Source organism: Ramlibacter tataouinensis, assembly GCF_027941915.1.
Lineage (GTDB): Bacteria > Pseudomonadota > Gammaproteobacteria > Burkholderiales > Burkholderiaceae_C > Ramlibacter > Ramlibacter tataouinensis_C.
Window position 1 is genome coordinate 1363636 of sequence record NZ_CP116009.1, and the last position, 21456, is coordinate 1385091.

Consider the following 21456-nt stretch of genomic DNA (forward strand, 5'->3'; position numbering starts at 1 on the left):
CGCTGCCCTCAGGCCAGCGCCGGCAGGCGCATGCGGATGTGCTTGGCCTCCATGTAGGCGAGCAAGCCCTCGCTGCCGAGCTCGCGCCCGACCCCGCTGTGCTTCCAGCCGCCGAACGGTGCCTGCAGCTCGCACACGTCGTTGACGTTGATGCCGACGCCGCCGAACTCGAGCCGCTCGGCCAGCTGCAATGCCTGCCCGATGTCCTGGCTGTAGATGTAGCCGGCCAGGCCGAAGCGGGTGGCGTTGGCGCGGCGGATGACTTCCTCGGTCGAGGCGTAGCCGACCACCGGCGCCACCGGCCCGAAGGTCTCCTCGCACATGACCAGGGCGTCATCCGGCGTGTCGGCCAGCACCGTGGGCGCATAGAAGCTGCCGCCGTCATAGCCCTCGCCGGTGAGCCGCTGGCCGCCCGCAAGCAGCTTGCCGCCGCGCGCCACGGCATCCTGCACGTGGCGCTGGACGCGCTCGATCTGCGCGTCGTTGATCATCGGCCCGAACAGCGCGCCGGGCGCGGCGCCGTCCATCGGCCGGACCGCCCGGGTCGCCTCGACGAAGGCATCGAGGAAGCGGCCGCGGATCTTCTCGGCCACGTAGATGCGGTTGACCGACAGGCAGATCTGGCCCATGTTGGTGTACGAGCGCTGCACGGCGGCCGCGACCGCCAGGTCGAGGTCGGCGTCGGGCATCACGATCATGGGGCACTGGCCGCCCAGCTCCAGCACGATCCGCTTGAGCTCGGTGGCGGCTTCCCGCATCACCATCTGGCCGGTCTCGATCGAGCCGGTCAGGGTGACCAGGCGCGAGCGCGGATCGCGGATCAGCTTCATCGATAGGCCCTCGTTGCTGCCGACGACGTTGTTGATGACACCGGCGGGGATGCCCGCGTCCACCAGGCACTGCACCGTCAGCGCGGTCGACAGCGGCGTCAGCGGCGACGGCTTGTTGACCACCGTGCAGCCGGCCGCCAGCGCCGGCGCGACCTTCCAGGCGAAGATGTCGACCGGGTAGTTCCAGGGCACCATGGTGACCACCACGCCCAGCGGCTGGTGGATCACCAGCACCCGCAGTTCCTTGGAGATGGCGTTCTCCTGCGGGTGCTTCCAGGCGTCGGCGCGCAGCGGCGCCATGTCCGCGTAGAACTCGAACACGCGCGCCGTGTAGTCGATCTCGCGCAGGCTGTCGACGATCGGCTTGCCCTGCTCGCTGGTCAGCGCCTGCGCGATCTCCATCCGGCGCTCGCGGATCAGCTCGCCGGTGCGGCGCAGCAGCTTGGCCCGGATCTCGACGTCGGTCGCCGCCCAGCCCGGGAAGGCGGCCTGCGCCGCCGCGAGCGCGCGGTCGGCGTCGGCCGCGGTGCCCCAGGCGGTGGTGCCGACGATGCTTCCATTGGCCGGGTTGCGCACGTCGATCGTGCCGCCTTCCAGCGCTTCGACCGCCTTGCCGTCAATGAGGAAGGGGGCGTGCCGTTGCTGTGACATTCATTGCTCCATGGATGGGTGAAAACACGGGTGGCTGGGCGCCTTCGGCCGCTTCGCCGTCGTCCTGCGCCGGGCGCGCGCCGAGGTAGAGGTGCTCGACGCGCTCGTCGTTGAGCAGTTGCGCGCCGGTGCCGGTGTAGGCGTTGCGTCCCTGGTCGAGCACGTAGCCGCGGTCGCAGATCTCCAGGCAGCGCCGGGCGTTCTGCTCGACGATGAGCACGGCGACCCCCTGCAAGCGGATCGCCGCGATGAACTCGAACACCTGCTCCTGCATCAGCGGCGACAGGCCGGCCGAGGGCTCGTCGAGCAGCAGCAGCGAGGGGCGCAGCATCAGGGCCCGGGCCAGCGCGACGATCTGCCGCTCGCCGCCCGACAGGTCGCCGGCGCGCTTGTGCAGCAACCGCTCCAGCGGCGGGAACAGCCCGCGCACGTAGTCGAAGCCGTCGCTCCAGCGGTCCGGGGCGATGAACACGCCGGTCTGCAGGTTCTCCAGCACCGTCAGCTGGGCGAACACGTTCTCCAGCTGCGGCACGTAGCCGATGCCGCGCGCGACCAGCCGGTGGCCGGCCGATCCCGTGATGTCCTGGCCCTCGTGGTGGATGGTCCCGACGCGGGTGCGCGCGATGCCGAACACCGACTTGAGCAGGGTCGACTTGCCGGCGCCGTTGGGCCCGAAGATGCCGACGATCTCGCCCGGATGCAGCTCGAGCGAGCAGCCCCGCAGCACGTCGACCCCCGGCAGGTAGCCGGCCACCAGGTCCTGCACCGACAGGATCGGTGCCTGGCCTTCGGCCGGCCGCGGCTGCGGCTGCGGCCGGGCGGGGGCGGCGCCGGCGCGGCGCGCACCGAGGTAGGCCTCGATGACGGCCGGGTCGGCGGCCACCTGCGCGGCCTGCCCCTCGGCGATGATGCGTCCCTCGGCCATGCACACTACGTGGTCGCTGATGCGCCGCACCAGCTCCATGTCGTGCTCGATGATCAGGACGCTGGTGCCCTGGCGATTGAGCGCCACGATGTGCTCGAGCAATGAATCGCGCAGCGCCGGGTTCACCCCGGCCATCGGCTCGTCCAGCATCAGCAGCTTGGGCTCGGCCATCAGGGCCCGGGCCATCTCCAGCAGCTTGCGCTGCCCGCCGGACAGCACGCTGGCCGGCTGGTCGCGCAGGTGCACGAGCTTGAAGCGCTCCAGCACCTCGGTGGCGCGTTCGGCCAGGCGCCGTTCCGCCGGCCGCCAGCGCGCCGGCCACAGCGCCGACAGCAGGGTCTCGCCCGCGGGGTCCTTGGCGCCGAGCATGACGTTCTCCAGCACCGACAGGCGCGCGGCCACGGCCGTGTGCTGGAAGGTCCGCACCAGCCCGAGCCGGGCGACGCGGTGCGCGCCCAGCTGCGAGATCTCGGTCGAATCGAAGCTCCAGCTCCCGGCCGAGGGCCGCATGAAGCCGGACAGCACGTTGAAGAAGGTGCTCTTGCCGGCCCCGTTGGGGCCGATCAGCGAGGTGATGGCGCCGCGCGCGATCGCGAACTGGTCGACGTCCACCGCGGTGAATGCGCCGAAGCGGCGCACCACGCCTTGCGCCTTCAGGATGACAGGATCATGCGGCACGACGTTGCCCCCGCTTTGCGAACAGGCCGTCGGGCCGGTACATGACGAGCAGCATCAGGCCTGCGCCGAGCAGCACGAAGCGTGCGGCACTGACCTGCTGCGGCCCCAGCCAGGAGAGCGTGTCGCTGGCGCCGGCCAGCAGGCCGTCGGTCACCGCCACGATCATCCAGAAGACCGCCACCCCGAACACCGGTCCCCACGCCTTGCCCATGCCACCCAGGACCAGCCCGGTGTAGGCAAAGAAGGTCAGCGTCGGCAGGTAGGTCTCGGGGTTCACGTCCTGGTGGCTGAGGGCCAGCAGGACGCCGGCCAGGGCGCCGATCAGCCCGCCCAGCACCAGGCTCTGCATCTTGTAGCGGAACACCGGCTTGCCCAGCGAGGTCGGCCCCGGCTCGTTGTCGCGGATCGCACGGATCACGCGGCCCCAGGGCGAGGCGACCAGCATCCGCACCAGCAGGATGGTGGCGACCACGGTCACCCACGCGACCAGGCACAGGAACAGCTGCGCCTCGTTCCAGTGCAGCGGACCGAGGACATAGTCGCCGGGCGGGATCGGGTTCAGCGCGAAGAAGCCGTCGCCGAAGCGCTGCAGGCCCTGGACGCCCCCGGTGACGGGTTCCATCCAGGTGCTGCGGAACAGCAGCCGCAGCGACTCGGTGACGGCCAGCGAGACGATCGCGAAGTAGTCGGCCCGCAGCCGCAGGGTCGGCAGGCCCATCAGCAGCGCCAGGACGGCGGCGAAGGCCAGCGCCATCGCCAGCGCACCGGCGAACCCCAGGCCGAGGGACAGCACCCCGATGGCCAGGCCGTAGGCGCCCATCATCATGAACCCGGCCTGGCCGAAGTTCAGCAGGCCCGTGTAGCCGTAGTGCAGGTTCAGGCCGACCGCGGCCAGCGCCAGCACGGCCGCCTCGGGCGACACGGCGGCACGCGCCGTGAGGGAGAGAAGCTCCAGGAAATCCACGTCGATCTACCCCACGCGCTGCGCGCGATTGAACAGGCCCTGCGGGCGCACCAGCAGCACGGCGGCCAGCGCCAGCATCGCGAGCGCCGTCTTGAGCTCGACCGGGAACACCAGCGTGCCCAGCTCCATGCAGATCCCCAGCACGACGCCGCCGGCGATCGTCCCGAAGGCGGTCCCGATGCCGCCGAGGATGACGGCGGCGAAGACGAACATCAGCGTCTGGTAGCCCATGTCCCAGCGCACCTGGTGGCTCACCGCCATCAGCACGCCGCCGGTGGCGGCCAGGGCCGAACCCACGATCCAGATGTCGCGCTTGATCCGGTTGACGTCGATGCCGGTGGCCTCGGCCAGGCCGGGATCGCCCGCCACCGCGCGCATGGCGCGCCCGAGGCGGGTGCGCAGCAGCAGCACGCCCAGCCCGAGCAGCGCCAGTACCGCCACCGTGCAGACCACCAGGTCGCGCGGCGTGATGGCCAGGCCGGCGAAGCGCAGCGGCTCCTGCAGCGCGTACTCGCGGTACGGCTGGGTGTTCGATTCGAACAGCGCCAGCAGCAGGTAGCGCATGGCGAACGACAGCCCGATGGTGAACACCAGGATCGAGAAGTGCTCCTTGGCGCGCGACTCCAGCGGCCGCAGCAGCCCGGTTCCGAGCGCGCCCCCAAGCGCACCGACCGCCAGCACGGCCACGACCGCGGCCGCGATCAGCGGCCACTGCGGGCCGCCGGCCATGGTGCTGAGCAGGAAGGCCAGCAGGGCCCCCAGCGTCATGAACTCGCCGTGCGCGAAGTTGATGATCCGCGACACGCTGTAGATCAGCGAGAGCCCCACGGCCGCCATCGCGATGATCAGGCCGAACACGGTTCCGTCCAGCACCACCTGCAGCACCCGCGTCGCCACCGAAGGCCCCTGGCGCTGCTGCACGGCGCCGGCGCGCTCGAGCGGGAACAGCACCAGCTTGCTCTGCCCTTCCTGCACGTCCACCGTCAGGGTCGGCGAGCGGCCCGCCGGCAGCACCACGCCGTCCGGCAGGGTCTTCGCCTCCAGGGTGACGCGGTACGGCCCGGCCGCGGGCAGCGGAATCTCGAAACGGCCGTCCGGCCCGGAGCGGCCGCGCACGGTCTCGCCGCCCTGGGTGGACTGCACCGCCAGCTCGACGCCCGCGACGGGCGCGGGTGCATCGGCGGATTTCACGCGCAGCGTTCCGCCGATCGCCGTGCCGGCCTGCGCCGGGACGGCGGCGGCCAGCAGCCCGGCTGCCGTCAGGAAGCAGGCGATCAGGAGCCTGAAAGCCGTCATGGCGCCTTCACTTGCACTTGGCGCACCGGCTGCGACACGCCCTTGGCGTCCACCGCGTAGATCTGGAAGCGCGCGGTGGTGGGGTCGCCCTTGTCCGTCAGCCGGGTCGGTCCGGTCGGGCCGACGTAGGCGATGGTCTTGCCCGCCGACAGCGAACGCACGCAGTCACGGTAGTTGGTGCACTCGACCTCGCCCTTGGTGACCAGGGGCACCTGGCTCTTGTAGATGCTGGGATCGGTCGACTTGGCCGCGGTCATCGCCAGCGCCGTGATCACCAGGCAGTCGTACTGTTCGGGCGCGAACTGGTTGGTGCGCAGGCCCGGCGCATGGGCCGCCAGCCGCGGGCCGAAGTCGTTGCCGCGGATGGTCAGCACCGAGCCGCCCTGCTTGACCTTCTCCAGCACCGAGGCATCGGCCGGGTTCACGCCCTTCCAGAAGTCGGGGCCCAGCACGCCGGTGGTGTACACGCCGATGTTGCGCGGCCCCAGGCCGCGCTCGATCATGGAGCGGAAGATCTTGCCGCGCTCGTCGTAGCCGATCACCGCCACGCCCTCGGGGCGCAGGCCGGCAATGCGCTGGACCTCGGAGTCGAAGCTGGTCTGGGCCGGGTCGTAGACGATCGTGGCCAGCACCTCGCCGCCGGCCGCCTTGAAGGCCTGTTCGATGGCCTCGGCCAGGCCTTTGCCAAAGGCGTCGCCGCGCGCCAGGATGGCGATCTTGCTGTGGCCGTCCTCGATCGCCAGTTGCGCGTAGACCGGGCCCTGCAGCACCTGCGAGTAGGAAGTCCGCGCGAAGTAGCCCTGGTGCGGATAGGCGGTCAGCTGGGGACCCGTGTTCGCGCCCGAGCACATCGAGGCGCGGGCCCGCACGACCTTGTCCAGCAGCGACAACGTCACCGAAGTCGATCCGGTTCCCATGACGGCGCGCACGTTCTGGCTGAGCAGGCGGTCCAGCGCCTGCGAGGCGATGTTGGCGTCACCCGCCTCGTCGGCATGCACCAGCGTGAGCTTGCGGCCCAGCACGCCGCCGGCGTCGTTGACGTCCTTGGCCGCCAGTTCGACCGCGGCGGCCATCGGCGGGCCGAACTGCGCGGCCGGGCCGGTCATCGGCAGCAGGGTGCCGATCTTCAGCTCGCCGCCGGCGGGCTGCTGCGCGTGGACCGAGGCGGCGCCGATCGCGAAACTGATGCCCAGCGCGGCAGCGATCACCGCGCGCGGCATGGATGAGGGTGTCATGCGCATCACTTATCTCCTTTGGTCATGTTTTCGGGCTAGAGCGGCCCGGACGCTTGCGAATGGGCAAAAAGCGGCCGTCCCGGCACGGGCATGCGGGCGATTTGCACGGTGCCGGTGAGCGAGGCGGTCATGTACAGGTCGCGCGGCTCGCGCGGGTCGAAGGCCAGGTTGGTGAGGTGGGTCTCGTCGGCGGCCGGCTGCACCAGGTGCGTCGGCAGCATGCGCGCGTCGAATCGCCACACGCCCACGCCGAGGTGGCAAACGAGCAGCCCGTCCTCGGCGTCCGCCTCGATGCCATCCGGCCCCGCGGTCCCGCCGGACAACTGGATCGCGACGCCCACCTTGGAGACGCCGCCGTCGGCCATCAGCGGCACGCGCCAGACCTGCTGGCTGCGGGTGGCCGCGACGTAGCAGTGGCGGCCGCCTCCGGCGAGGGTCACGCCGTTCGGGCTGGGGATGCAGTCCAGCAGCTTGTCCAGTGCGCCATCGGCGCGCAGCCGGTAGAGCCGCCCGGACGGGTCGGCCACGCCGGTCTGTCCCTGGTCGGTGAAGTAGAGGTCGCCGTTCGGCGCGAAGTGCAGGTCGTTCAACCCCTTGAAGCCTTCGCTGTGCACCGTCTCCAGCACCGGCTCGACCGCGCCGGAGGCGGCGTCCAGGCCCAGCAGGCCGCGGCGGTAGTCGCAGATGAAGACGCGGCCGTCGCGGTGGATCTTCAGCCCGTTCGGCCAGCCGTCGTATTCGGTGACCAGCTCCCAGGCGCCGTCCGGATCGATCCGGAAGACGCGGCCGAACGGCACGTCCACCAGCCACAGCCGGCCCTGGCGGTCGAAGCTGGGCCCCTCCAGGAAGCAGTCCAGCAGCTCGCCGCCGCGGTTGGCATCGGCCCAGGTGCTGCGCTTGCCGCGGCGGTACTTCGCCGGCATGCGCGACCACACCCGGGCGGGGATGCGCTCGACGGGGCCGAAGGGATTGAACATGGCCCGCTCAGCTCCAGTGCGGGCGGCCCCACACGGCCGACCAGAACGTCTCGTAGCCGAGCCGGCGGCGCTGCGCCTCCAGCTGCACGACCGTGCGCGGGTCGATGTGGCCCAGGCTGATGTCCGGGCCGAAGACGCGCAGGTACTTCAGCTGGTCGTCGGCCGACAGCGCTTCGCACACCATGCGCTCGCTGCCGATCTCGGCGATCACCCGCTTGACCTGCTCGAACTTGATCGGACCGACGACGTCGGCCGGGGTCTCGCCCCGGGCCATGGCCTGGTAGATGAAGTGGGCCTGGGTGGCGCCGGCCTCGAAATCCGCCTTGGCGCGCGCGATCCGGTCGTTCAGCGGGACGATCTCGATCACCGGCTTGCGGATCGCCTCCTGCACGACGGTGGTGACGTTCAGGCCGCGCTCCACGCCCATGCGGATGTAGCCGGAGCGCTCCTCGCGCGTCATCTCCACCACGCCGTCGCAGATCTCGATGCCGGTGAAGCCCATCTCCTGGGCCCAGTCGTAGAAGGCCGGCACCTGGCCCAGGCGGATCGCCATCTCCAGGATCGTCCCGCCCGGATAGGGCTCGATGCCGCGCTCGCGCAGCATGCCGGTGATGGTTTTCAGCAGCGCCGGCTTGGCCAGCAGCGCCGAGCCGTAGGCCAGCTTGGCGCGGTCGATGAACTCGCTCGAGGTCTCGAGCAGCGCCTCGAGCTGGCGGGGGCCCTCCCCGAACAGCGTGATCCACGTGGAGCCCGCGATGCGGGGCTTGTCGGCCCGCGGGCTGACAAGCAGGCTGGCGAAGGAATTCGGGTCGGACATCATGTTTCCAGGAAGTGGGGGAGGGTCATCTCCGGCTGAGAAAACGTTTTCATGTTAGCGCGCAAGCGGGCTCTGTCAATGCGGGATTCAGGGTTTGCCGGACACGCGCGCGCTCGACTCGCGCACGATCAGCCGGGTGTCGAGCAGCACCCGTTTCGGCTCGGCCGAACGGTTGGCCAGGCGGGCGAGCAGCGTCCGGATCGAGGACGCGCCCAGCTCGTAGGTCGGCTGGGAAACGACCGTGACCGCGGGGCGGACCACATCGGTCCAGAGGGCGTCGTCATAGCCCACCAGTGCGAGCTCGTCGGGGATGTCGACGCGGTGGCGCAGGAAGACCCGCATCGCCCCGAGCGTCATCAGGTTGTTGGCGACGATCAGCCCGTCCGGCCGCGGCTTGAGGTCGAGCAGCGCCAGCGCCTGGTTCTCGCCGCTCTCGAAGCTGTAGTCGCCGGGCAGCACCAGGTCCGGATCGAATTCCAGCCCGGCTTCCTTCAGCCCCTCCAGGTAGCCCTTGAACTTCTCGGAGGCGGTCCACAGGCCCGAGGGGCCTGCCAGCAGGGCGATCCGGCGGCAGCGGTTGGCCGCCAGGTGCAGCACGGCCTCGCGCGTGCCGGCGCGGGTGTTGACCAGCACCTGGTCCATGCCGGCGCCGCGGATGGCGCGGTCCATCGCCAGCACGGGCACGCCCCGCTCGATCGTCGACGAGAGCGCCTTCGTCGCGGTGGGCGACGACGACACGAGGACGATGCCGTCCACCTGGCGCTCTTCCAGCGTGCGCAGGGCCGCGACCTCCTGCGCCGGCTCGCCGTCCGAGTTGACGACCAGGGCGGTGTAGCCCTCGTCGCTGGCGACGTCCTGGATCGCTCGCACGGCGTCGCTGAAGTGGGCGTTGCCGATGTGCGGCACCACCACCCCCACGGTGTGGGACTTCTGCATCCGCAGCGTGCGGGCCGAGAAGTTCGGCCGGTAGTTCAGCCGCCTCACCACCTCCTCCACCTTCGCCTTGAGGTCGCCGGAGACGCGGGCATTGCCCTGCAGCACGCGCGACACGGTGGCGATGGAGACGCCGCTTTCCCGGGCGATCTCGCGGATGCCGACGGGTTCTGGCAGGTTGGCGAGCGGACTGCTGGACTTCATTGGTCTTGCAGGTGGGCGTGGGCGGCGCGCCGGAACCGTCCGAGCGCATCGGGCAAGGGCCGGTCCATCTCCGGCGGACGCAGCTGGGCGTGCATGCCGCCGTCAATGTAGAGCACCTGGCCGGTAATGTACGACGCGTCGGATGAGGCGAGGAACGCCGCGCCGCTCGCGATGTCCTGGACCTGTCCGACCCGTCCGAGCGGTACGGGCCGGGCCCGCGTCCGCTGGCCCTCCAGCCCCTCGTGGTCGAAGAACTCGGTGTGGATCGCGCCCGGGCCGATCGCATTGACGCGCACGCCGAACGGCGCCAGGTCGAGCGCCGCCGCGCGGGTGAAGCCTTCCACGCCGCCCTTGGAGGCGTCGTAGGCGGCCATCGCGCGATGGGCCCGGGTGGCGCCGAACGAGCTGAGGCAGACGATCGAGCCGTCGCGGCCCGCCTCCACCATGGAGCGCGCCGCCGTCTGGGTGCACAGGAACATGCTCTTGAGGTTGGTGCGCAGGACGTCGTCCCAGTGCGACTCGGTCATCTCCAGCAGGTGCGACACCGGCACCGACCAGCCCGCGTTGTTCACCAGCACGTCGACGCCGCCCTGCCAGGCCTCGGCCTGCGCGAACATCGCCTCCACCTGCGGGCGGCTGCCCACGTCGGCGACGATCGACAGCACCTGCGCGCCCTGCTCCCTCAGCTCGCCGGCCGTGAGCGCCAGCGCCTCCTCGGCGATGTCGTTGAGCACCAGCTTGCAGCCCTCGCGCGCCAGCCGCTGGGCGATGCCGCGGCCGATCCCCTGGGCGCTCCCGGTGACCACCGCCACCTTGCCGTGCAGGTCGTGATACATGCCCGTGCGCCTCACGCGAGCCTGAACTGCTCGACCGCCTGCGGATCGAACTCGACCCCGAGGCCGGGGACATCCGGGACCGCCAGGCAGCCGCCCTCGGGCCGCGCCCGCGACGCCGGGGTCAGCAGCCGCTCGAAGTTGAACACGTCCTTGGCCAGGTCGAAGTGCTCGACGACCATGCAGTTGGGCGTGGATGCGGCCAGGTGCACGTGCAGGTTGTGGTGCCAGTGGGGCGCCATCGGCACGTCGAACGAGGCGCACAGGGCCGCGATCCGGCGCCACTCGCTGATGCCGCCCACCACGGCCGCGTCGGCCTGGACGATCGCGGCGGCGCCCTGCTCCATCAGCGCGCGGAAATCCCAGCGCGTCTGGTGGATCTCGCCGGTGGCGACCGGGGTTTCCAGCGCCGCCGCGACCCGCGCATGGCCGGCCACGTCTTCCGGCGACAGCGGCTCCTCGAACCACCACAGCCCCAGCGGGCCGGCGGCACGCTCGAAGGCCCGACCGGCCTCGATCGCCTCGGCCGCATGGCGGTAGGCGTTGTTGGCATCGAGCGAGAGCCGACCCTCGGGGCCGACCAGCTCGCGCGCCAGCTTCACGCGGGCGGCATCCTCGCGCACCGTGCGGCCGCCCACCTTGATCTTGTGGTCGGTGAAGCCCAGCGCCTGGTTGCCGCGGATCTCGCGCTCGAGCTGCTCGAACGGATCGCCCGCCCGGTAGTAGCCGCCGGACGCATAGGCCGGCACCTTGTCCTTCCAGCCGCCCAGGAACTTGGCCAGCGGCAGGCCGGCCTTGCGCGAGACGAGGTCGAACAGCGCGATGTCGATCGCCGACATCGAGCGCAGCACCGCGCCGCGCCGCCCGATCAGCAGGGCCTCCTGGTACATGTCCTTCCAGGCACCCTCGATGTCGTGCACCGGCCGCCCGCGCAGCACCGGCAGCAGCGACTGCAGCACGGTATCGCGCACCGCCCGCCCGCCGGTGGTGCCGGCATAGGTGTAGCCGGTGCCGGTGCTCCCGTCCTCGTCCTCGACGGTGACGATCACGTACTCGCGCGCATGCACCGTGCGGCTCGACATGCTGGTGACGATCTCCAGCGGCACGGAGACGGCGACCGCCGTCACTTGCTTGATCAGCATCGAAATGGCTCCAGCGGGTTTACAGGGGCGGCGCGTCGGACAGGCACAGCAGGCCGACCACGGTCAGCGGGCTGTCACCCACGTTGCGGAAGAAGTGCGGCCGCCCCGGCGGCAGCCAGAAGCAGTTGGAGCCGTCCATGGCGTACTGCCACTCGTACTCGCCGCCCGGCAGGCCCACGTGCACGATGGCGAAGCCGCCGGAGATCGCGTAGACGACTTCCCGGTCGTCATGGGTCCACGAGGGCGACTGCTCGCCGGCCGCGACGGTGAATTTCCGGCAGGCCAGCCGTTGCAGGCCGTCGGCGCCGTGGGGCACCAGGTAGTCGCCGGTGTCCGGCAGCGCTTGCGCGGCCGGCGCGGGATGCGACAGGTCGGCGCTGATGAGGATGTGCTCGAGCACGTCCTCGCCCGTGTTCACCACGTGGTGCGCGATCCCGCCCGGGATGGTCACGGCGGAGCCGGGACCGACCTCGACGTACTCGGCGCCGCGCAGCACCTTGCCGCGGCCGCGCCGGAAATAGATCACCTCCTCGGAATCACCCTCCGCATGGACCGGCGACTTGCCCCCGGCGAAGTACGTGGACTGCTCCACGGCCAGCACGCTGCTGGCCAGCAGGTCCGCGCGGCGGAACACGGTGCGCACCAGGCGGTGGTTCTCGTTCATCGTCGGCTGGGTGGGCAGGGTGGCCAGCCTCATTCGGGTTCCCATCGGTTCTCCTGTGATTTGCTAGAAAACGTTTTCACGAACTATGACCGTAGAACCCCTTCGTGTCAACACCCTCGGCCAAGAAGTCGAGTTCCGGTCAAGAGCCGATCCCTCCAGGAGAAACCGGGGAAGGCGGTGCAGGCGAGCGTTCCCTGGGTGGGGCGCAACCGGCTTCGCCACACCGCCCGGAAATCTGGAAACGTTTTCGCAGCAAGCCGACGGGAGCCAAGCTGGAAGGAAGCGGTGCGCGGGCGCTGCCGGGGCGCGGCCCGGTCCTCAGGCGAACTGCGTCTCGCGCGCCCGCGCCGGCGGCGCCGGCGCGAACCAGCCCAGCTCGCCGTGCAGCCGCACGACGTCGCCGACCACGATCAGCGCCGGCGCCGCCACGCGGTGCTGCGCCGCCAGTGCCGGCAGACCGCCGAGCGCGCCCTCGATCACGCGCTGGCGCGGCGCGGTGGCCTGCTCCACCAGCGCCGCCGGCGTCGCCGGCGGCAGGCCGTGGGCCATCAGCTCGCGGCAGATCGTGTCCAGCCGCGCCAGCCCCATGTAGATCACCGCGGTCTGGTTCGGGCGCGCCAGAGCGGCCCAGTCCGGCTCCTCGCCGCCGTCACGGCAGTGGCCGGTGGCGAACACCACGCTGGAGGCCAGGCCGCGGTGCGTGAGCGGAATGCCGGCATACGCCGCCATGCCCTGGGCCGAGGTGATGCCCGGCACCACCTCGAACGGAATCCCGGCCTGCGCGAGCGCCATCGCCTCCTCCGCGCCGCGGCCGAAGACGTAGGGGTCGCCGCCCTTGAGGCGCACCACGTCCAGGCCCTCGCCCGCCAGCCGCACCAGCAGCGCGTTGGTCTCCTCCTGCGGCAGCGAGTGGTTGCGGTTGCGCTTGCCCACGCAGATGCGGCGCGCTTGCGCGGGCAGCAGCGCCATCACGTCCTCGCCGACCAGGTGGTCGTACAGCACCACCCGGGCACGGGACAACAGGCGCGCGGCCTTCAGCGTGAGCAGGTCCGCATCGCCCGGGCCCGCGCCCACCAGCCAGACCTTGCCGGGCCGCCCTGCGGCGGCGGCGCGTCCCAGGGGTGCCACGACGGCATCGCGTTCGAACGTCATGGCCCGCATGGTGGCCGCCGGGCGCCGCCGCGACCTTGAACCAAGTCAAGGACATGCGCAGGGTTGCTCCGGATCATCCAGCGCAACCACTTAGCAACCCGAAGGAGAAAAAGCCATGTCCCGACCCGCGTTCCGCGCGGCCGTCCTCGCCCTCGCCGCCGCCGCCGCGGCCGCCGGCGCGATGGCCCAGCAGCCCGACACCCACAAGCCGGTGTCCCCGGCCGAATCCGCCTACCAGGCCGGCACCTCGCCGCTGGCCAAGGAGCCGATGTACCAGAGCACCAACCCGAAGGCGCCGCCGATGACGCAGGCCGAGTTCGACCTGGGCCGCAAGGTGTACTTCGAGCGCTGCGCCGGCTGCCACGGGGTGCTGCGCAAGGGCGCCACCGGCAAGCCGCTGACGCCGGACGTCACGCTGCCCAAGGGCACCGACTACCTGAAGGTGTTCATCGGCTACGGCTCGCCGGCGGGCATGCCCAACTGGCTGACCTCGGGCGAGATGGACGAGAAGACCGTCGACGTGATGGCGCGCTACATCCAGCAGGACCCGCCCCAGCCGCCCGAGTTCGGCATGGAGCAGATGAAGCAGACCTGGAAGGTGATCGTGCCGCCGGAGAAGCGCCCGAAGAAGAAGATGAACAACTACAACATCGACAACATCTTCTCGACCACCCTGCGCGACACCGGCGAAATCGCCCTGATCGACGGCGACAGCAAGAAGATCATCAACATCGTCAAGACCGGCTACGCGGTGCACATCTCGCGCATGTCGGCTTCCGGACGCTACCTGTTCGTGATCGGGCGCGACGCCAAGATCAACATGATCGACCTGTGGATGCCCACGCCCGACAACGTGGCGGAGCTGCGCATCGGCCTGGAGGCGCGCTCGGTCGAGACCAGCAAGTACAAGGGCTACCAGGACAAGCTGGCCATCGCCGGCGCCTACTGGCCGCCCCAGTTCGTGATCATGAACGGCGACACGCTGGAGCCGCTGAAGATCGTGGCCACCCGCGGCATGACCGTGGGCGCGCAGGAGTACCACCCCGAGCCGCGCGTGGCCTCCATCGTCGGCAGCCACTTCAAGCCGGAGTTCGTGGTCAACGTCAAGGAAACCGGCAAGACGCTGCTGGTGGACTACAGCAACCTCGACGCGCTCAAGATCACCGAGATCGGCAGCGCCCCGTTCCTGCACGACGGCGGCCTGGACGCCAGCAAGCGCTACTTCATGGTGGCGGCCAACCAGAGCAACAAGATCGCCGCCATGGACCTGAAGGAAGGCAAGCTGGCCGCGATCACCGAGGTCGGCAAGATCCCGCACCCGGGCCGCGGCGCCAACTTCACGCACCCGAAGTTCGGCCCGGTGTGGGCCACCGGGCACCTGGGCGACGAGACCATCTCGCTGATCGGCACCGATCCGGTGAAGAACAAGGCGAACGCCTGGAAGGTGGTGCAGACGCTCAAGGGCCAGGGCGGCGGCTCGCTGTTCCTCAAGAGCCACCCCAAGTCGCAGCGCCTGTACGTCGACACGCCGCTGAATCCGGACCCCAAGGTCTCGCAGACGCTGGCGGTGTTCGACATCAAGAACCTGGACAAGGGCTACCAGGTGCTGCCGGTGGGCGAGTGGGCCGGCATCAAGGACGGCGGTGCCATGCGCGTGCTGCAGCCCGAGTTCAACAAGGCCGGCGACGAAGTCTGGCTGTCGGTCTGGTCGGCCAAGGACAAGCAGTCGGCCATCGTCGTGATCGACGACAAGACCCTCAAGCCCAAGGCCGTGATCAAGGACCCGCGCCTGGTCACGCCCACCGGGCACTTCAACGTGCACAACACCCAGCACGACGTGTACTGATCCGCCATCGAAGGAGTCGACAGATGAAACTGATGAACAAGCACCTGGCCCTGCTGGCCGTCGCCACCGCGTTCTCGGCCGGGGCCTGGGCCAATCCCGAGGCCGCCATGAACAAGGCCGGCTGCATGGCCTGCCACTCGAAGGACAAGAGGCTCGTGGGCCCGTCCTTCAAGGACATCGCGGCCAAGTACAAGGGCCAGGACGTGGTCGCCAGGCTGATGGACAAGGTCCGCAAGGGCGGCAGCGGTGTCTTCGGCCCGGTGCCGATGGCGCCCAACACGCCGGCCCAGATCAACGACGCCGACCTGAAGGCGGCCGTCGAGTTCATCCTCAAGAGCTGAAGCCATGAAGCCCGCGTCAGTCGCTTGCTGGCTGTCCGCGCTGGCGCTCGCCGCCGCCGCGGCGCAGGCCGAGCCGGCGCCCGACGCGGCCCGCCAGCGCGAGCTGGTGCGCCTGGTGCGGCAGGACTGCGGGTCCTGCCACGGCATGCGCCTGACCGGCGGGCTCGGCCCTGCGCTCGATGCGCAGCGGCTGGCCGACTGGCCGCTGGATTCGCTGGTGGCCACCATCTACAAGGGCCGCCCCGGCACGCCGATGCCGGGCTGGTCCGCCCTCTTGTCCGAAGCCGACGCGACCTGGATCGCGCAGCAGCTGCGGCAAGGTTTCCCCTCGGAGGCAAGATGAAGCGGCGCACGCTGCTCGCGGCCGGCGGCGGCGCCCTGCTGGCCGGCTGCGCGTCCTGGCCCGGCAGCGCGCCGGCCCGCGGCACCGGCGACCTGGGCGTGGTGGTGGCCCGCGCCACCGGCCAGCTGGCCGTGGTCGACACCACCGAACGCCGCATCCTGGGCACCATCGACGGCCTGGGCGACCTGTCGCATGCCAGCGTGGTCTATGCGCGCGACGGCGCCCATGCCTTCGTGTTCGGCCGCGACGGCGCCATGAGCCAGGTGCACCTGCCCAGCCGCCGCGTGCTGGCCCGGCTGATGCAGGCCGGCAACAGCATCGGCGGCGCGATCTCGCAGGACGGCACCCTGGTCGCCGCGCAGAACTACGCCCCCGGCGGCGTGCGCGTGTTCGACGCCCGCACCCTGGCGCCGATCGCCGACATCCCGGCCACCTACACCGCGGCCGACGGCTCGCAGCAGCGCTCGCGCGTGGTCGGCCTGGCCGACCTGCCGGGCCGCCGCTTCGTCTTCAGCCTGTTCGACGCCGACCAGGTCTGGGTCGCCGATCTCTCCGATGCCGCGCAACCGAAGATCACGAAGTTCGAAGGCATCGGCCGCCAGCCCTACGACGCGCTGCTCACGCCCGATGGCCGCCACTACCTGGCGGGTTTGTTCGGCGAGGACGGCCTGGCGATGATCGACTTCTGGTCGCCGCAGCCGCGCGCGCGCCGCATCCTGGCCGGCTACGGCCGCGGCCAGCAGCCGCTGCCCGTCTACAAGATGCCGCACCTGCGCGGCTGGGCGGTGGCCGGGCGCCACGCCTGGCTGCCGGCCATCGGCCGCCACGAGCTGCTGGTGGTGGACACCGCCACCTGGGAAGAAGTGGGCCGGGTGCCGGTCGCCGGCCAGCCGGTGTTCGTGATGGCGCGCCCCGACGGCCGCCAGGTCTGGGTCAACTTCGCGGTGCCCGACTACCACAAGGTGCAGGTGGTCGACACCGTCAGCCGGCAGGTGGTGCGCACCCTGGAGCCGGGCAAGGCGGTGTTGCACATGGAGTTCACGCCGCGCGGCGAAGCGGTCTGGATCAGCTCGCGCGACGCCAACCACGTCAGCGTGATCGACACCGCCCGCTTCGACACCCTGGCCCGGCTGCCGGTGGAGCAGCCCAGCGGCATCTTCTTCACCTCGCGCGCCGCGCGCATCGGGCTCTAGGAGCGGCGGATGGTGCGCCCGGTGGTCCTGCAAGGCGCTTCGCTGCAGTTGCTCAACCGGCTGCAGCGCGATTTCCCGTTCGAGCCGCAGCCGTTCAAGGCGGTGGCCGCATCGCTCGGCCTGGGCGAATCGCAGGCGATCGAGCGGCTGCGCGGCCTGCGCCAGCGCGGCGTGCTCGGGCGCATCGGCGCGGTCTGGAATCCGGGTGCGGGCGGTGCCGCGGCGCTCTGCGCGCTGGCCGTGCCGCCGGCTCGCCTGGCCGAAGTCGCCCAGCTGGTGAGCGACGAGCCCACCGTCAACCACAACTACGAGCGTGAGCACGACTGGAGCCTGTGGTACGTGCTCACCGCCGGCGACGCGCGGCGGGTGCGCGAGACCGCGGCGCGGCTGGCGCAACAGGCCGGCACGCCGTCGCTGTTCCTGCCGATGGTGCGGGCCTACCGCATCGACCTCGGCTTCGATTTGTGCGGCACGCATGCGCCGGCGCTGGCGGCGCCGTTCGTCCAGCCGCGCGGCACGCCGGTGGCCGCGGCCGAGCGGCCGCTGGCGGCGCTGGCCGAACAGGGCCTGGCGCTGGTGCCGCGCCCCTACGACCTGTGGGCGGCCGAACTGGGCTGGCCGCTCGAAGCCGTGCTGCAACTGCTGCGACGCTGGCAGGCCGGCGGCACCCTGCGCCGCTTCGGCGCCGTGGTGCGCCACCACGAGGCCGGCTTCGGCGCCAACGCCATGACCGTGGTGCAGGCGCCGGCCGCGCAAGTCGATTCGCTCGGTGCCGCGCTGGCGGCCCAGCCCGGCGTCACCCTGGCCTACCAGCGCGTGCCCGACACCGGCTGGCCCTACAACCTGTACTTCATGGTGCATGGCCGCGAACGCGCCGTCGTGCAACACCTCATCGCGCAGGCGCTGGCGCGCAGCGGCGCCCACCGCCATCCGCACGCCACCCTGTTCAGCGGCCGCCGCTTCAAGCAGACCGGCGGGCGCTACTTCACCGACGCGGCGCCGGTCGCCTGCCCCGCCTGATGGACGCGACGCCGCTCTACGACCTGTCGCCGGGCCTGCGGCTGGCGTCGATGGGGTTGGCGCTGGCGGCCGGCCCGCTGGCCTGGGTCTGGCTGCGCCACGCCGGCGCCGGGCCGGCGCGGCGGCTGCGCGCGCTGACGCTGCTCACGCTGTTCCTCACCTTCGACCTGGTGGTGTTCGGCGCCTTCACCCGCCTGACCGACTCCGGCCTGGGCTGCCCCGACTGGCCCGGCTGCTACGCCAGCGCCAGCCCGCTGGGCGCCCACGCCGAGATCAGCGCGGCGCAGGCGCAGCTGCCGACCGGGCCGGTGACGCACGGCAAGGCCTGGATCGAGATGATCCACCGCTACCTGGCCACCACCGTGGGCGTGCTGATCACGGCGCTGGCCATCGGCACCTGGTCGCAGCGGCGCCGCGGGGTGCCGGTGCACCCGGCCTGGGCGATCGCCACCTTCGCCTGGGTCTGCGTGCAGGGCGCGTTCGGCGCGCTCACCGTGACCATGAAGCTGTTCCCGGCCATCGTCTCGCTGCACCTGCTGGGCGGCGTGCTGCTGCTGGTGCTGCTGCGCCGGCAGGCGGCGGACTACGCGTTCGCGCTGGACGGGCACCCAGCCGTCGGCATCGGCGCCGGGCTGCGCCGGCTGCTGTGGGCCGGCTTCGGCCTGTTGTGGCTGCAGGTGGCGCTCGGCGGCTGGGTCAGCACCAACTACGCGGTGCTGGCCTGCAGCGACTTCCCGCAGTGCCAGGGCTCGTGGTGGCCGGCGATGGACGCACGGCAAGGCTTCGAGCTGTGGCGCGAGCTCGGGCTGACCTCGGCGGGTCAACCGATCGAGTTCGCCGCCCTCACCGCCATCCACTACGTGCACCGGCTGGCCGCCTATGTCGTGCTCGCGGTGCTGGGCGTGCTGGCCTGGCGGCTGCACCGCGCCAACCTGCGCCGCCCGGCGCGCTGGCTGGGCGCGCTGCTGCTGGCGCAGTTGCTCACCGGCCTGTCCAACATCGTGCTCGGCTGGCCCTTGCTGGCGGCGGTGGCGCACACCGCTGGCGCGGCGGCGCTGCTGGTGGTGATGACGGGGGCACTGTGCGAAACGCGAGTCGGCGTCCGCCTGCACGATCGCTCCGCCCTGCGCTTGGTCAATCGGGACTCGCCGGTTTCCGCGCAGGATGACGGCAACCTGGAGGCCGCATGAACGCCTTCGACGTCCACACCCATTCCGACCGCATCGACGCAGCGCTGATCGACCACCTGCACGAGGGCTTCCCGCTGTCCGACCGGCCGTTCGCCGAGATCGGCGCCGCGCTCGACCTGGGCGAGGAGGAAGTGATCGACCGCCTGCAGAAGCTGCTGGCGACCGGCGTGCTCAGCCGCTTCGGGCCGCTCTACCAGATCGAACGCGCCGGCGGCGCCTACCTGCTGGCCGCCTTGCAGGTGCCGGCCGGCCGCTTCGACGAGGTCGCCGCGCAGGTCAACGCCCACGTGGAAGTGGCGCACAACTACCGGCGCGGCCACCGCCTCAACATGTGGTTCGTGGTGGCCGGCGAGTCGCCGTCGGCGGTGGACCGCTGCGTGGCGGCGATCGAGGCCGAGACCGGCCTGCCGGTGCACTGCTTCGTGCGCGAGCGCGAGTACCGCGTCGAGCTGCGCCTGCGGGCGCTGGCGCCGGAGCCGACATGAGCGCCGCCGGACCGCTCCCGGGCAGCCCTGTGGACGCGCCCGTCCTGAGCCCCTTCGAGCGCCAGCTGGTCGCCGCCACCCAGGGCGGCCTGCCGCTGGTGCCGCAGCCCTACGAGGCGGTGGGCGCGCTGCTGGGCGTGCCGGCGCGCGAGGTGCAGGACGCGCTGGCCTCGCTGCTGGCGCGCGGCGTCATCCGCCGCATCGGCGCCGTGCCCAACCACTACCGGCTGGGCTACGTCGCCAACGGCATGACGGTCTGGGACGTGGACGACGCGCGGGTCGACGAGCTGGGCGAGCGCATCGCGCAACTGCCCGGCGTCACCCACTGCTACCGCCGCCGCCGCGCCCTGCCCGACTGGCCCTACAACCTGTTCGTCATGCTGCACGGCCGCTCGCGCGTCGAGGTCGAGCGGCAGGCGCTCACGGTGCGCGATCTGCTGGGCGATGCCTGCCGCGACCGCGCCATCCTGTACAGCACCCAGCTGCTGAAGAAAACCGGGGTCCGCCTGCCTGGCGGCGGACAGCCGAAGGAGTAGCCGCGCATGCTGCGCATTTCCCAATACCTGCGCGAAGTGGCCGAAGCCGAGCGCACCGGCCGCTACCCGGCCCCACCGCCGGCGCGCCGCCGCGGCCCGGTGCGGCCGGTGGTGATCTGGAACCTCACGCGCCGCTGCAACCTGACCTGCAAGCACTGCTACGCGCTGTCGGCCGACCACGCGTACCCCGGCGAGCTGGACGAGGCGCAAATGCGGGCCGTGCTGGACGACCTCAAGGCCTACGGCGTGCCGGCGCTGATCCTCTCCGGCGGCGAGCCGCTGCTGTCGCCGCACCTGTGGGCGGTGGCGGCGCGTGCGCGCGAGCTGGGCTTCCACCTGGGCCTGTCGACCAACGGCACGCTGATCGACGCCGCCATGGCCGACCGCATCGCGGCGCACGGCTTCGACTACGTGGGCATCAGCCTGGACGGCCTGCGCGAGACGCACGACCGCTTCCGCCGGCTGCCCGGCGCCTTCGACAGCTCGCTGGCGGCGCTGCGCCTGCTGCGCGAGCGCGGCGTGAACATCGGCATGCGCTACACGCTGACGGCGATGAATGCGCTCGACTTCGCACCGCTGCTCGAGCTGATGCGGCAGGAGCGCATCGGCAAGTTCTATTTCTCGCACCTGAACTACGCCGGCCGGGGCAACATCCACCGCGCGCGCGACGCGCAGTTCGCCGCCACCCGGGCGGCGATGGACCTGCTGCTCGAGACCGCCTGGCAGGCAGCGGCCCGGGGCGAGGCGGCCGACTTCGTCAGCGGCAACAACGACGCCGACGGCGTGTACCTGCTGCGCTGGGTGCAGGCGTCCTGGCCACGCTGGGCGCCGGCGCTGCGCGAGCGGCTGGTCGCCTGGGGCGGCAACGCCAGCGGCGTGGCGGTGGCCAACATCGACAACCTGGGCCACGTGCATCCGGACACGATGTGGTGGCACCACGACCTGGGCAGCGTGCGCGAGCGGCCGTTCTCCGCGATCTGGGAGGACCGCAGCGACGCGCTGATGGACGGCCTCAAGCGCCGGCCGCGTCCGCTCGAAGACCGCTGCGCGGCGTGCCCCCAGGCCGACATCTGCGGCGGCAACACCCGCGTGCGGGCCCAGCAGCTCACCGGCAACCCGTGGGCGGAGGACCCCGGCTGCTACCTCGATGACGGCGAACTGGGCATCGCCGGCGAAAGGACCGACCATGCGCTGGCCTGAA

21 protein-coding genes are annotated in these 21456 nt (G+C 71.4%); 9 read left to right on the top strand and 12 right to left on the bottom strand.

Annotated elements, in window-relative coordinates; genetic code table 11:
- Positions 1–8 precede the first annotated feature (8 nt).
- From PE066_RS06395 to cobA, 12 genes are all read right to left on the bottom strand, one after another.
- Entirely contained in the window at positions 9–1481 is a 1473-nt protein-coding gene (locus PE066_RS06395; RefSeq protein WP_271235721.1) for an aldehyde dehydrogenase family protein, read from the bottom strand.
- Positions 1447–3084, bottom strand: coding sequence for an ATP-binding cassette domain-containing protein (locus tag PE066_RS06400; RefSeq protein ID WP_271235722.1), 1638 nt, complete (start codon positions 3082–3084; stop codon positions 1447–1449). The genes PE066_RS06395 and PE066_RS06400 overlap by 35 nt, the downstream gene beginning before the upstream one ends.
- On the bottom strand, positions 3074–4048 hold the full coding sequence (locus PE066_RS06405; RefSeq protein WP_271235723.1) for a branched-chain amino acid ABC transporter permease: 975 nt from the start codon (positions 4046–4048) through the stop codon (positions 3074–3076). The genes PE066_RS06400 and PE066_RS06405 overlap by 11 nt, the downstream gene beginning before the upstream one ends.
- A 6-nt stretch (positions 4049–4054) precedes the next feature.
- The gene (locus PE066_RS06410) at positions 4055–5344 is read right to left on the bottom strand and encodes a branched-chain amino acid ABC transporter permease (RefSeq protein ID WP_271235724.1); all 1290 of its coding nucleotides are present in this window, start codon (positions 5342–5344) and stop codon (positions 4055–4057) included.
- Positions 5341–6585 carry an ABC transporter substrate-binding protein gene (locus PE066_RS06415; RefSeq protein WP_271235725.1) on the bottom strand — a complete coding sequence of 415 codons (1245 nt, stop codon included), beginning with the start codon at positions 6583–6585 and terminating at the stop codon, positions 5341–5343. The genes PE066_RS06410 and PE066_RS06415 overlap by 4 nt, the downstream gene beginning before the upstream one ends.
- Positions 6586–6614: 29 nt before the next feature.
- The gene (locus tag PE066_RS06420) at positions 6615–7556 is read right to left on the bottom strand and encodes an SMP-30/gluconolactonase/LRE family protein (RefSeq protein ID WP_271235726.1); all 942 of its coding nucleotides are present in this window, start codon (positions 7554–7556) and stop codon (positions 6615–6617) included.
- 7 nt (positions 7557–7563) lie between these two features.
- Positions 7564–8373 carry a phosphosulfolactate synthase gene (locus tag PE066_RS06425; RefSeq protein WP_271235727.1) on the bottom strand — a complete coding sequence of 270 codons (810 nt, stop codon included), beginning with the start codon at positions 8371–8373 and terminating at the stop codon, positions 7564–7566.
- A gap of 87 nt (positions 8374–8460) precedes the next feature.
- Positions 8461–9510: a LacI family DNA-binding transcriptional regulator gene (locus PE066_RS06430; protein WP_271235728.1), complete on the bottom strand. Its 1050-nt coding sequence runs from the start codon at positions 9508–9510 to the stop codon at positions 8461–8463.
- Complete coding sequence (locus tag PE066_RS06435; RefSeq protein WP_271235729.1) at positions 9507–10346, bottom strand: SDR family NAD(P)-dependent oxidoreductase; 840 nt, start codon at positions 10344–10346, stop codon at positions 9507–9509. The genes PE066_RS06430 and PE066_RS06435 overlap by 4 nt, the downstream gene beginning before the upstream one ends.
- Before the next feature lie 11 nt (positions 10347–10357).
- A complete protein-coding gene (locus tag PE066_RS06440; protein ID WP_271235730.1) occupies positions 10358–11485 on the bottom strand; it encodes a mandelate racemase/muconate lactonizing enzyme family protein in 1128 nt (375 codons plus the stop codon).
- A gap of 19 nt (positions 11486–11504) precedes the next feature.
- Positions 11505–12194, bottom strand: a complete 690-nt coding sequence (locus PE066_RS06445) for a cupin domain-containing protein (RefSeq protein ID WP_271235731.1) — start codon at positions 12192–12194, stop codon at positions 11505–11507.
- 273 nt (positions 12195–12467) lie between these two features.
- A complete protein-coding gene (gene cobA / locus PE066_RS06450; protein ID WP_271235732.1) occupies positions 12468–13301 on the bottom strand; it encodes a uroporphyrinogen-III C-methyltransferase in 834 nt (277 codons plus the stop codon).
- A 115-nt stretch (positions 13302–13416) separates the two neighbouring features.
- On the opposite strand from cobA, the gene PE066_RS06455 reads away from it, so the two are divergent.
- From PE066_RS06455 to nirJ, 9 genes are read left to right on the top strand one after another with little or no spacing between them, the layout of a single operon-like run.
- The gene (locus tag PE066_RS06455) at positions 13417–15147 is read left to right on the top strand and encodes a nitrite reductase (protein WP_271235733.1); all 1731 of its coding nucleotides are present in this window, start codon (positions 13417–13419) and stop codon (positions 15145–15147) included.
- A 32-nt stretch (positions 15148–15179) separates the two neighbouring features.
- Entirely contained in the window at positions 15180–15488 is a 309-nt protein-coding gene (locus PE066_RS06460) for a c-type cytochrome (RefSeq protein ID WP_271236518.1), read from the top strand.
- Between the two features lie 4 nt (positions 15489–15492).
- Entirely contained in the window at positions 15493–15831 is a 339-nt protein-coding gene (locus tag PE066_RS06465; RefSeq protein WP_271235734.1) for a c-type cytochrome, read from the top strand.
- Positions 15828–17024 (top strand): cytochrome D1 domain-containing protein, encoded by a 1197-nt coding sequence (locus tag PE066_RS06470; protein ID WP_271235735.1) that lies wholly within the window; start codon positions 15828–15830, stop codon positions 17022–17024. The genes PE066_RS06465 and PE066_RS06470 overlap by 4 nt, the downstream gene beginning before the upstream one ends.
- Before the next feature lie 9 nt (positions 17025–17033).
- A complete protein-coding gene (ahbB, locus tag PE066_RS06475) occupies positions 17034–18044 on the top strand; it encodes a siroheme decarboxylase subunit beta (protein WP_271235736.1) in 1011 nt (336 codons plus the stop codon).
- Positions 18044–19234: a COX15/CtaA family protein gene (locus PE066_RS06480; RefSeq protein WP_271235737.1), complete on the top strand. Its 1191-nt coding sequence runs from the start codon at positions 18044–18046 to the stop codon at positions 19232–19234. The genes ahbB (PE066_RS06475) and PE066_RS06480 overlap by 1 nt, the downstream gene beginning before the upstream one ends.
- The gene (locus tag PE066_RS06485) at positions 19231–19719 is read left to right on the top strand and encodes an Lrp/AsnC family transcriptional regulator (RefSeq protein ID WP_271235738.1); all 489 of its coding nucleotides are present in this window, start codon (positions 19231–19233) and stop codon (positions 19717–19719) included. The genes PE066_RS06480 and PE066_RS06485 overlap by 4 nt, the downstream gene beginning before the upstream one ends.
- Positions 19716–20255 carry a siroheme decarboxylase subunit beta gene (gene ahbB, locus PE066_RS06490; RefSeq protein WP_271235739.1) on the top strand — a complete coding sequence of 180 codons (540 nt, stop codon included), beginning with the start codon at positions 19716–19718 and terminating at the stop codon, positions 20253–20255. The genes PE066_RS06485 and ahbB (PE066_RS06490) overlap by 4 nt, the downstream gene beginning before the upstream one ends.
- A gap of 6 nt (positions 20256–20261) precedes the next feature.
- Entirely contained in the window at positions 20262–21455 is a 1194-nt protein-coding gene (gene nirJ / locus PE066_RS06495; RefSeq protein WP_271235740.1) for a heme d1 biosynthesis radical SAM protein NirJ, read from the top strand.
- Position 21456: the final 1 nt, after the last annotated feature.

Excerpts from the sequence above, each read along its gene's own strand:
- PE066_RS06395 (WP_271235721.1), bottom strand. The coding sequence starts at position 1,481 with ATGTCACAGCAACGGCACGCCCCCTTCCTCATTGACGGCAAGGCGGTC.
- PE066_RS06410 (WP_271235724.1), bottom strand. The coding sequence starts at position 5,344 with ATGACGGCTTTCAGGCTCCTGATCGCCTGCTTCCTGACGGCAGCCGGG.
- PE066_RS06415 (WP_271235725.1), bottom strand. The coding sequence starts at position 6,585 with ATGCGCATGACACCCTCATCCATGCCGCGCGCGGTGATCGCTGCCGCG.
- PE066_RS06420 (WP_271235726.1), bottom strand. The coding sequence starts at position 7,556 with ATGTTCAATCCCTTCGGCCCCGTCGAGCGCATCCCCGCCCGGGTGTGG.
- PE066_RS06425 (WP_271235727.1), bottom strand. The coding sequence starts at position 8,373 with ATGTCCGACCCGAATTCCTTCGCCAGCCTGCTTGTCAGCCCGCGGGCC.
- PE066_RS06430 (WP_271235728.1), bottom strand. The coding sequence starts at position 9,510 with ATGAAGTCCAGCAGTCCGCTCGCCAACCTGCCAGAACCCGTCGGCATC.
- PE066_RS06435 (WP_271235729.1), bottom strand. The coding sequence starts at position 10,346 with ATGTATCACGACCTGCACGGCAAGGTGGCGGTGGTCACCGGGAGCGCC.
- PE066_RS06440 (WP_271235730.1), bottom strand. The coding sequence starts at position 11,485 with ATGCTGATCAAGCAAGTGACGGCGGTCGCCGTCTCCGTGCCGCTGGAG.
- PE066_RS06445 (WP_271235731.1), bottom strand. The coding sequence starts at position 12,194 with ATGGGAACCCGAATGAGGCTGGCCACCCTGCCCACCCAGCCGACGATG.
- cobA (WP_271235732.1), bottom strand. The coding sequence starts at position 13,301 with ATGACGTTCGAACGCGATGCCGTCGTGGCACCCCTGGGACGCGCCGCC.
- PE066_RS06455 (WP_271235733.1), top strand. The coding sequence starts at position 13,417 with ATGTCCCGACCCGCGTTCCGCGCGGCCGTCCTCGCCCTCGCCGCCGCC.
- PE066_RS06460 (WP_271236518.1), top strand. The coding sequence starts at position 15,180 with ATGAACAAGCACCTGGCCCTGCTGGCCGTCGCCACCGCGTTCTCGGCC.
- PE066_RS06465 (WP_271235734.1), top strand. The coding sequence starts at position 15,493 with ATGAAGCCCGCGTCAGTCGCTTGCTGGCTGTCCGCGCTGGCGCTCGCC.
- PE066_RS06470 (WP_271235735.1), top strand. The coding sequence starts at position 15,828 with ATGAAGCGGCGCACGCTGCTCGCGGCCGGCGGCGGCGCCCTGCTGGCC.
- ahbB (WP_271235736.1), top strand. The coding sequence starts at position 17,034 with ATGGTGCGCCCGGTGGTCCTGCAAGGCGCTTCGCTGCAGTTGCTCAAC.
- PE066_RS06480 (WP_271235737.1), top strand. The coding sequence starts at position 18,044 with ATGGACGCGACGCCGCTCTACGACCTGTCGCCGGGCCTGCGGCTGGCG.
- PE066_RS06485 (WP_271235738.1), top strand. The coding sequence starts at position 19,231 with ATGAACGCCTTCGACGTCCACACCCATTCCGACCGCATCGACGCAGCG.
- ahbB (WP_271235739.1), top strand. The coding sequence starts at position 19,716 with ATGAGCGCCGCCGGACCGCTCCCGGGCAGCCCTGTGGACGCGCCCGTC.
- nirJ (WP_271235740.1), top strand. The coding sequence starts at position 20,262 with ATGCTGCGCATTTCCCAATACCTGCGCGAAGTGGCCGAAGCCGAGCGC.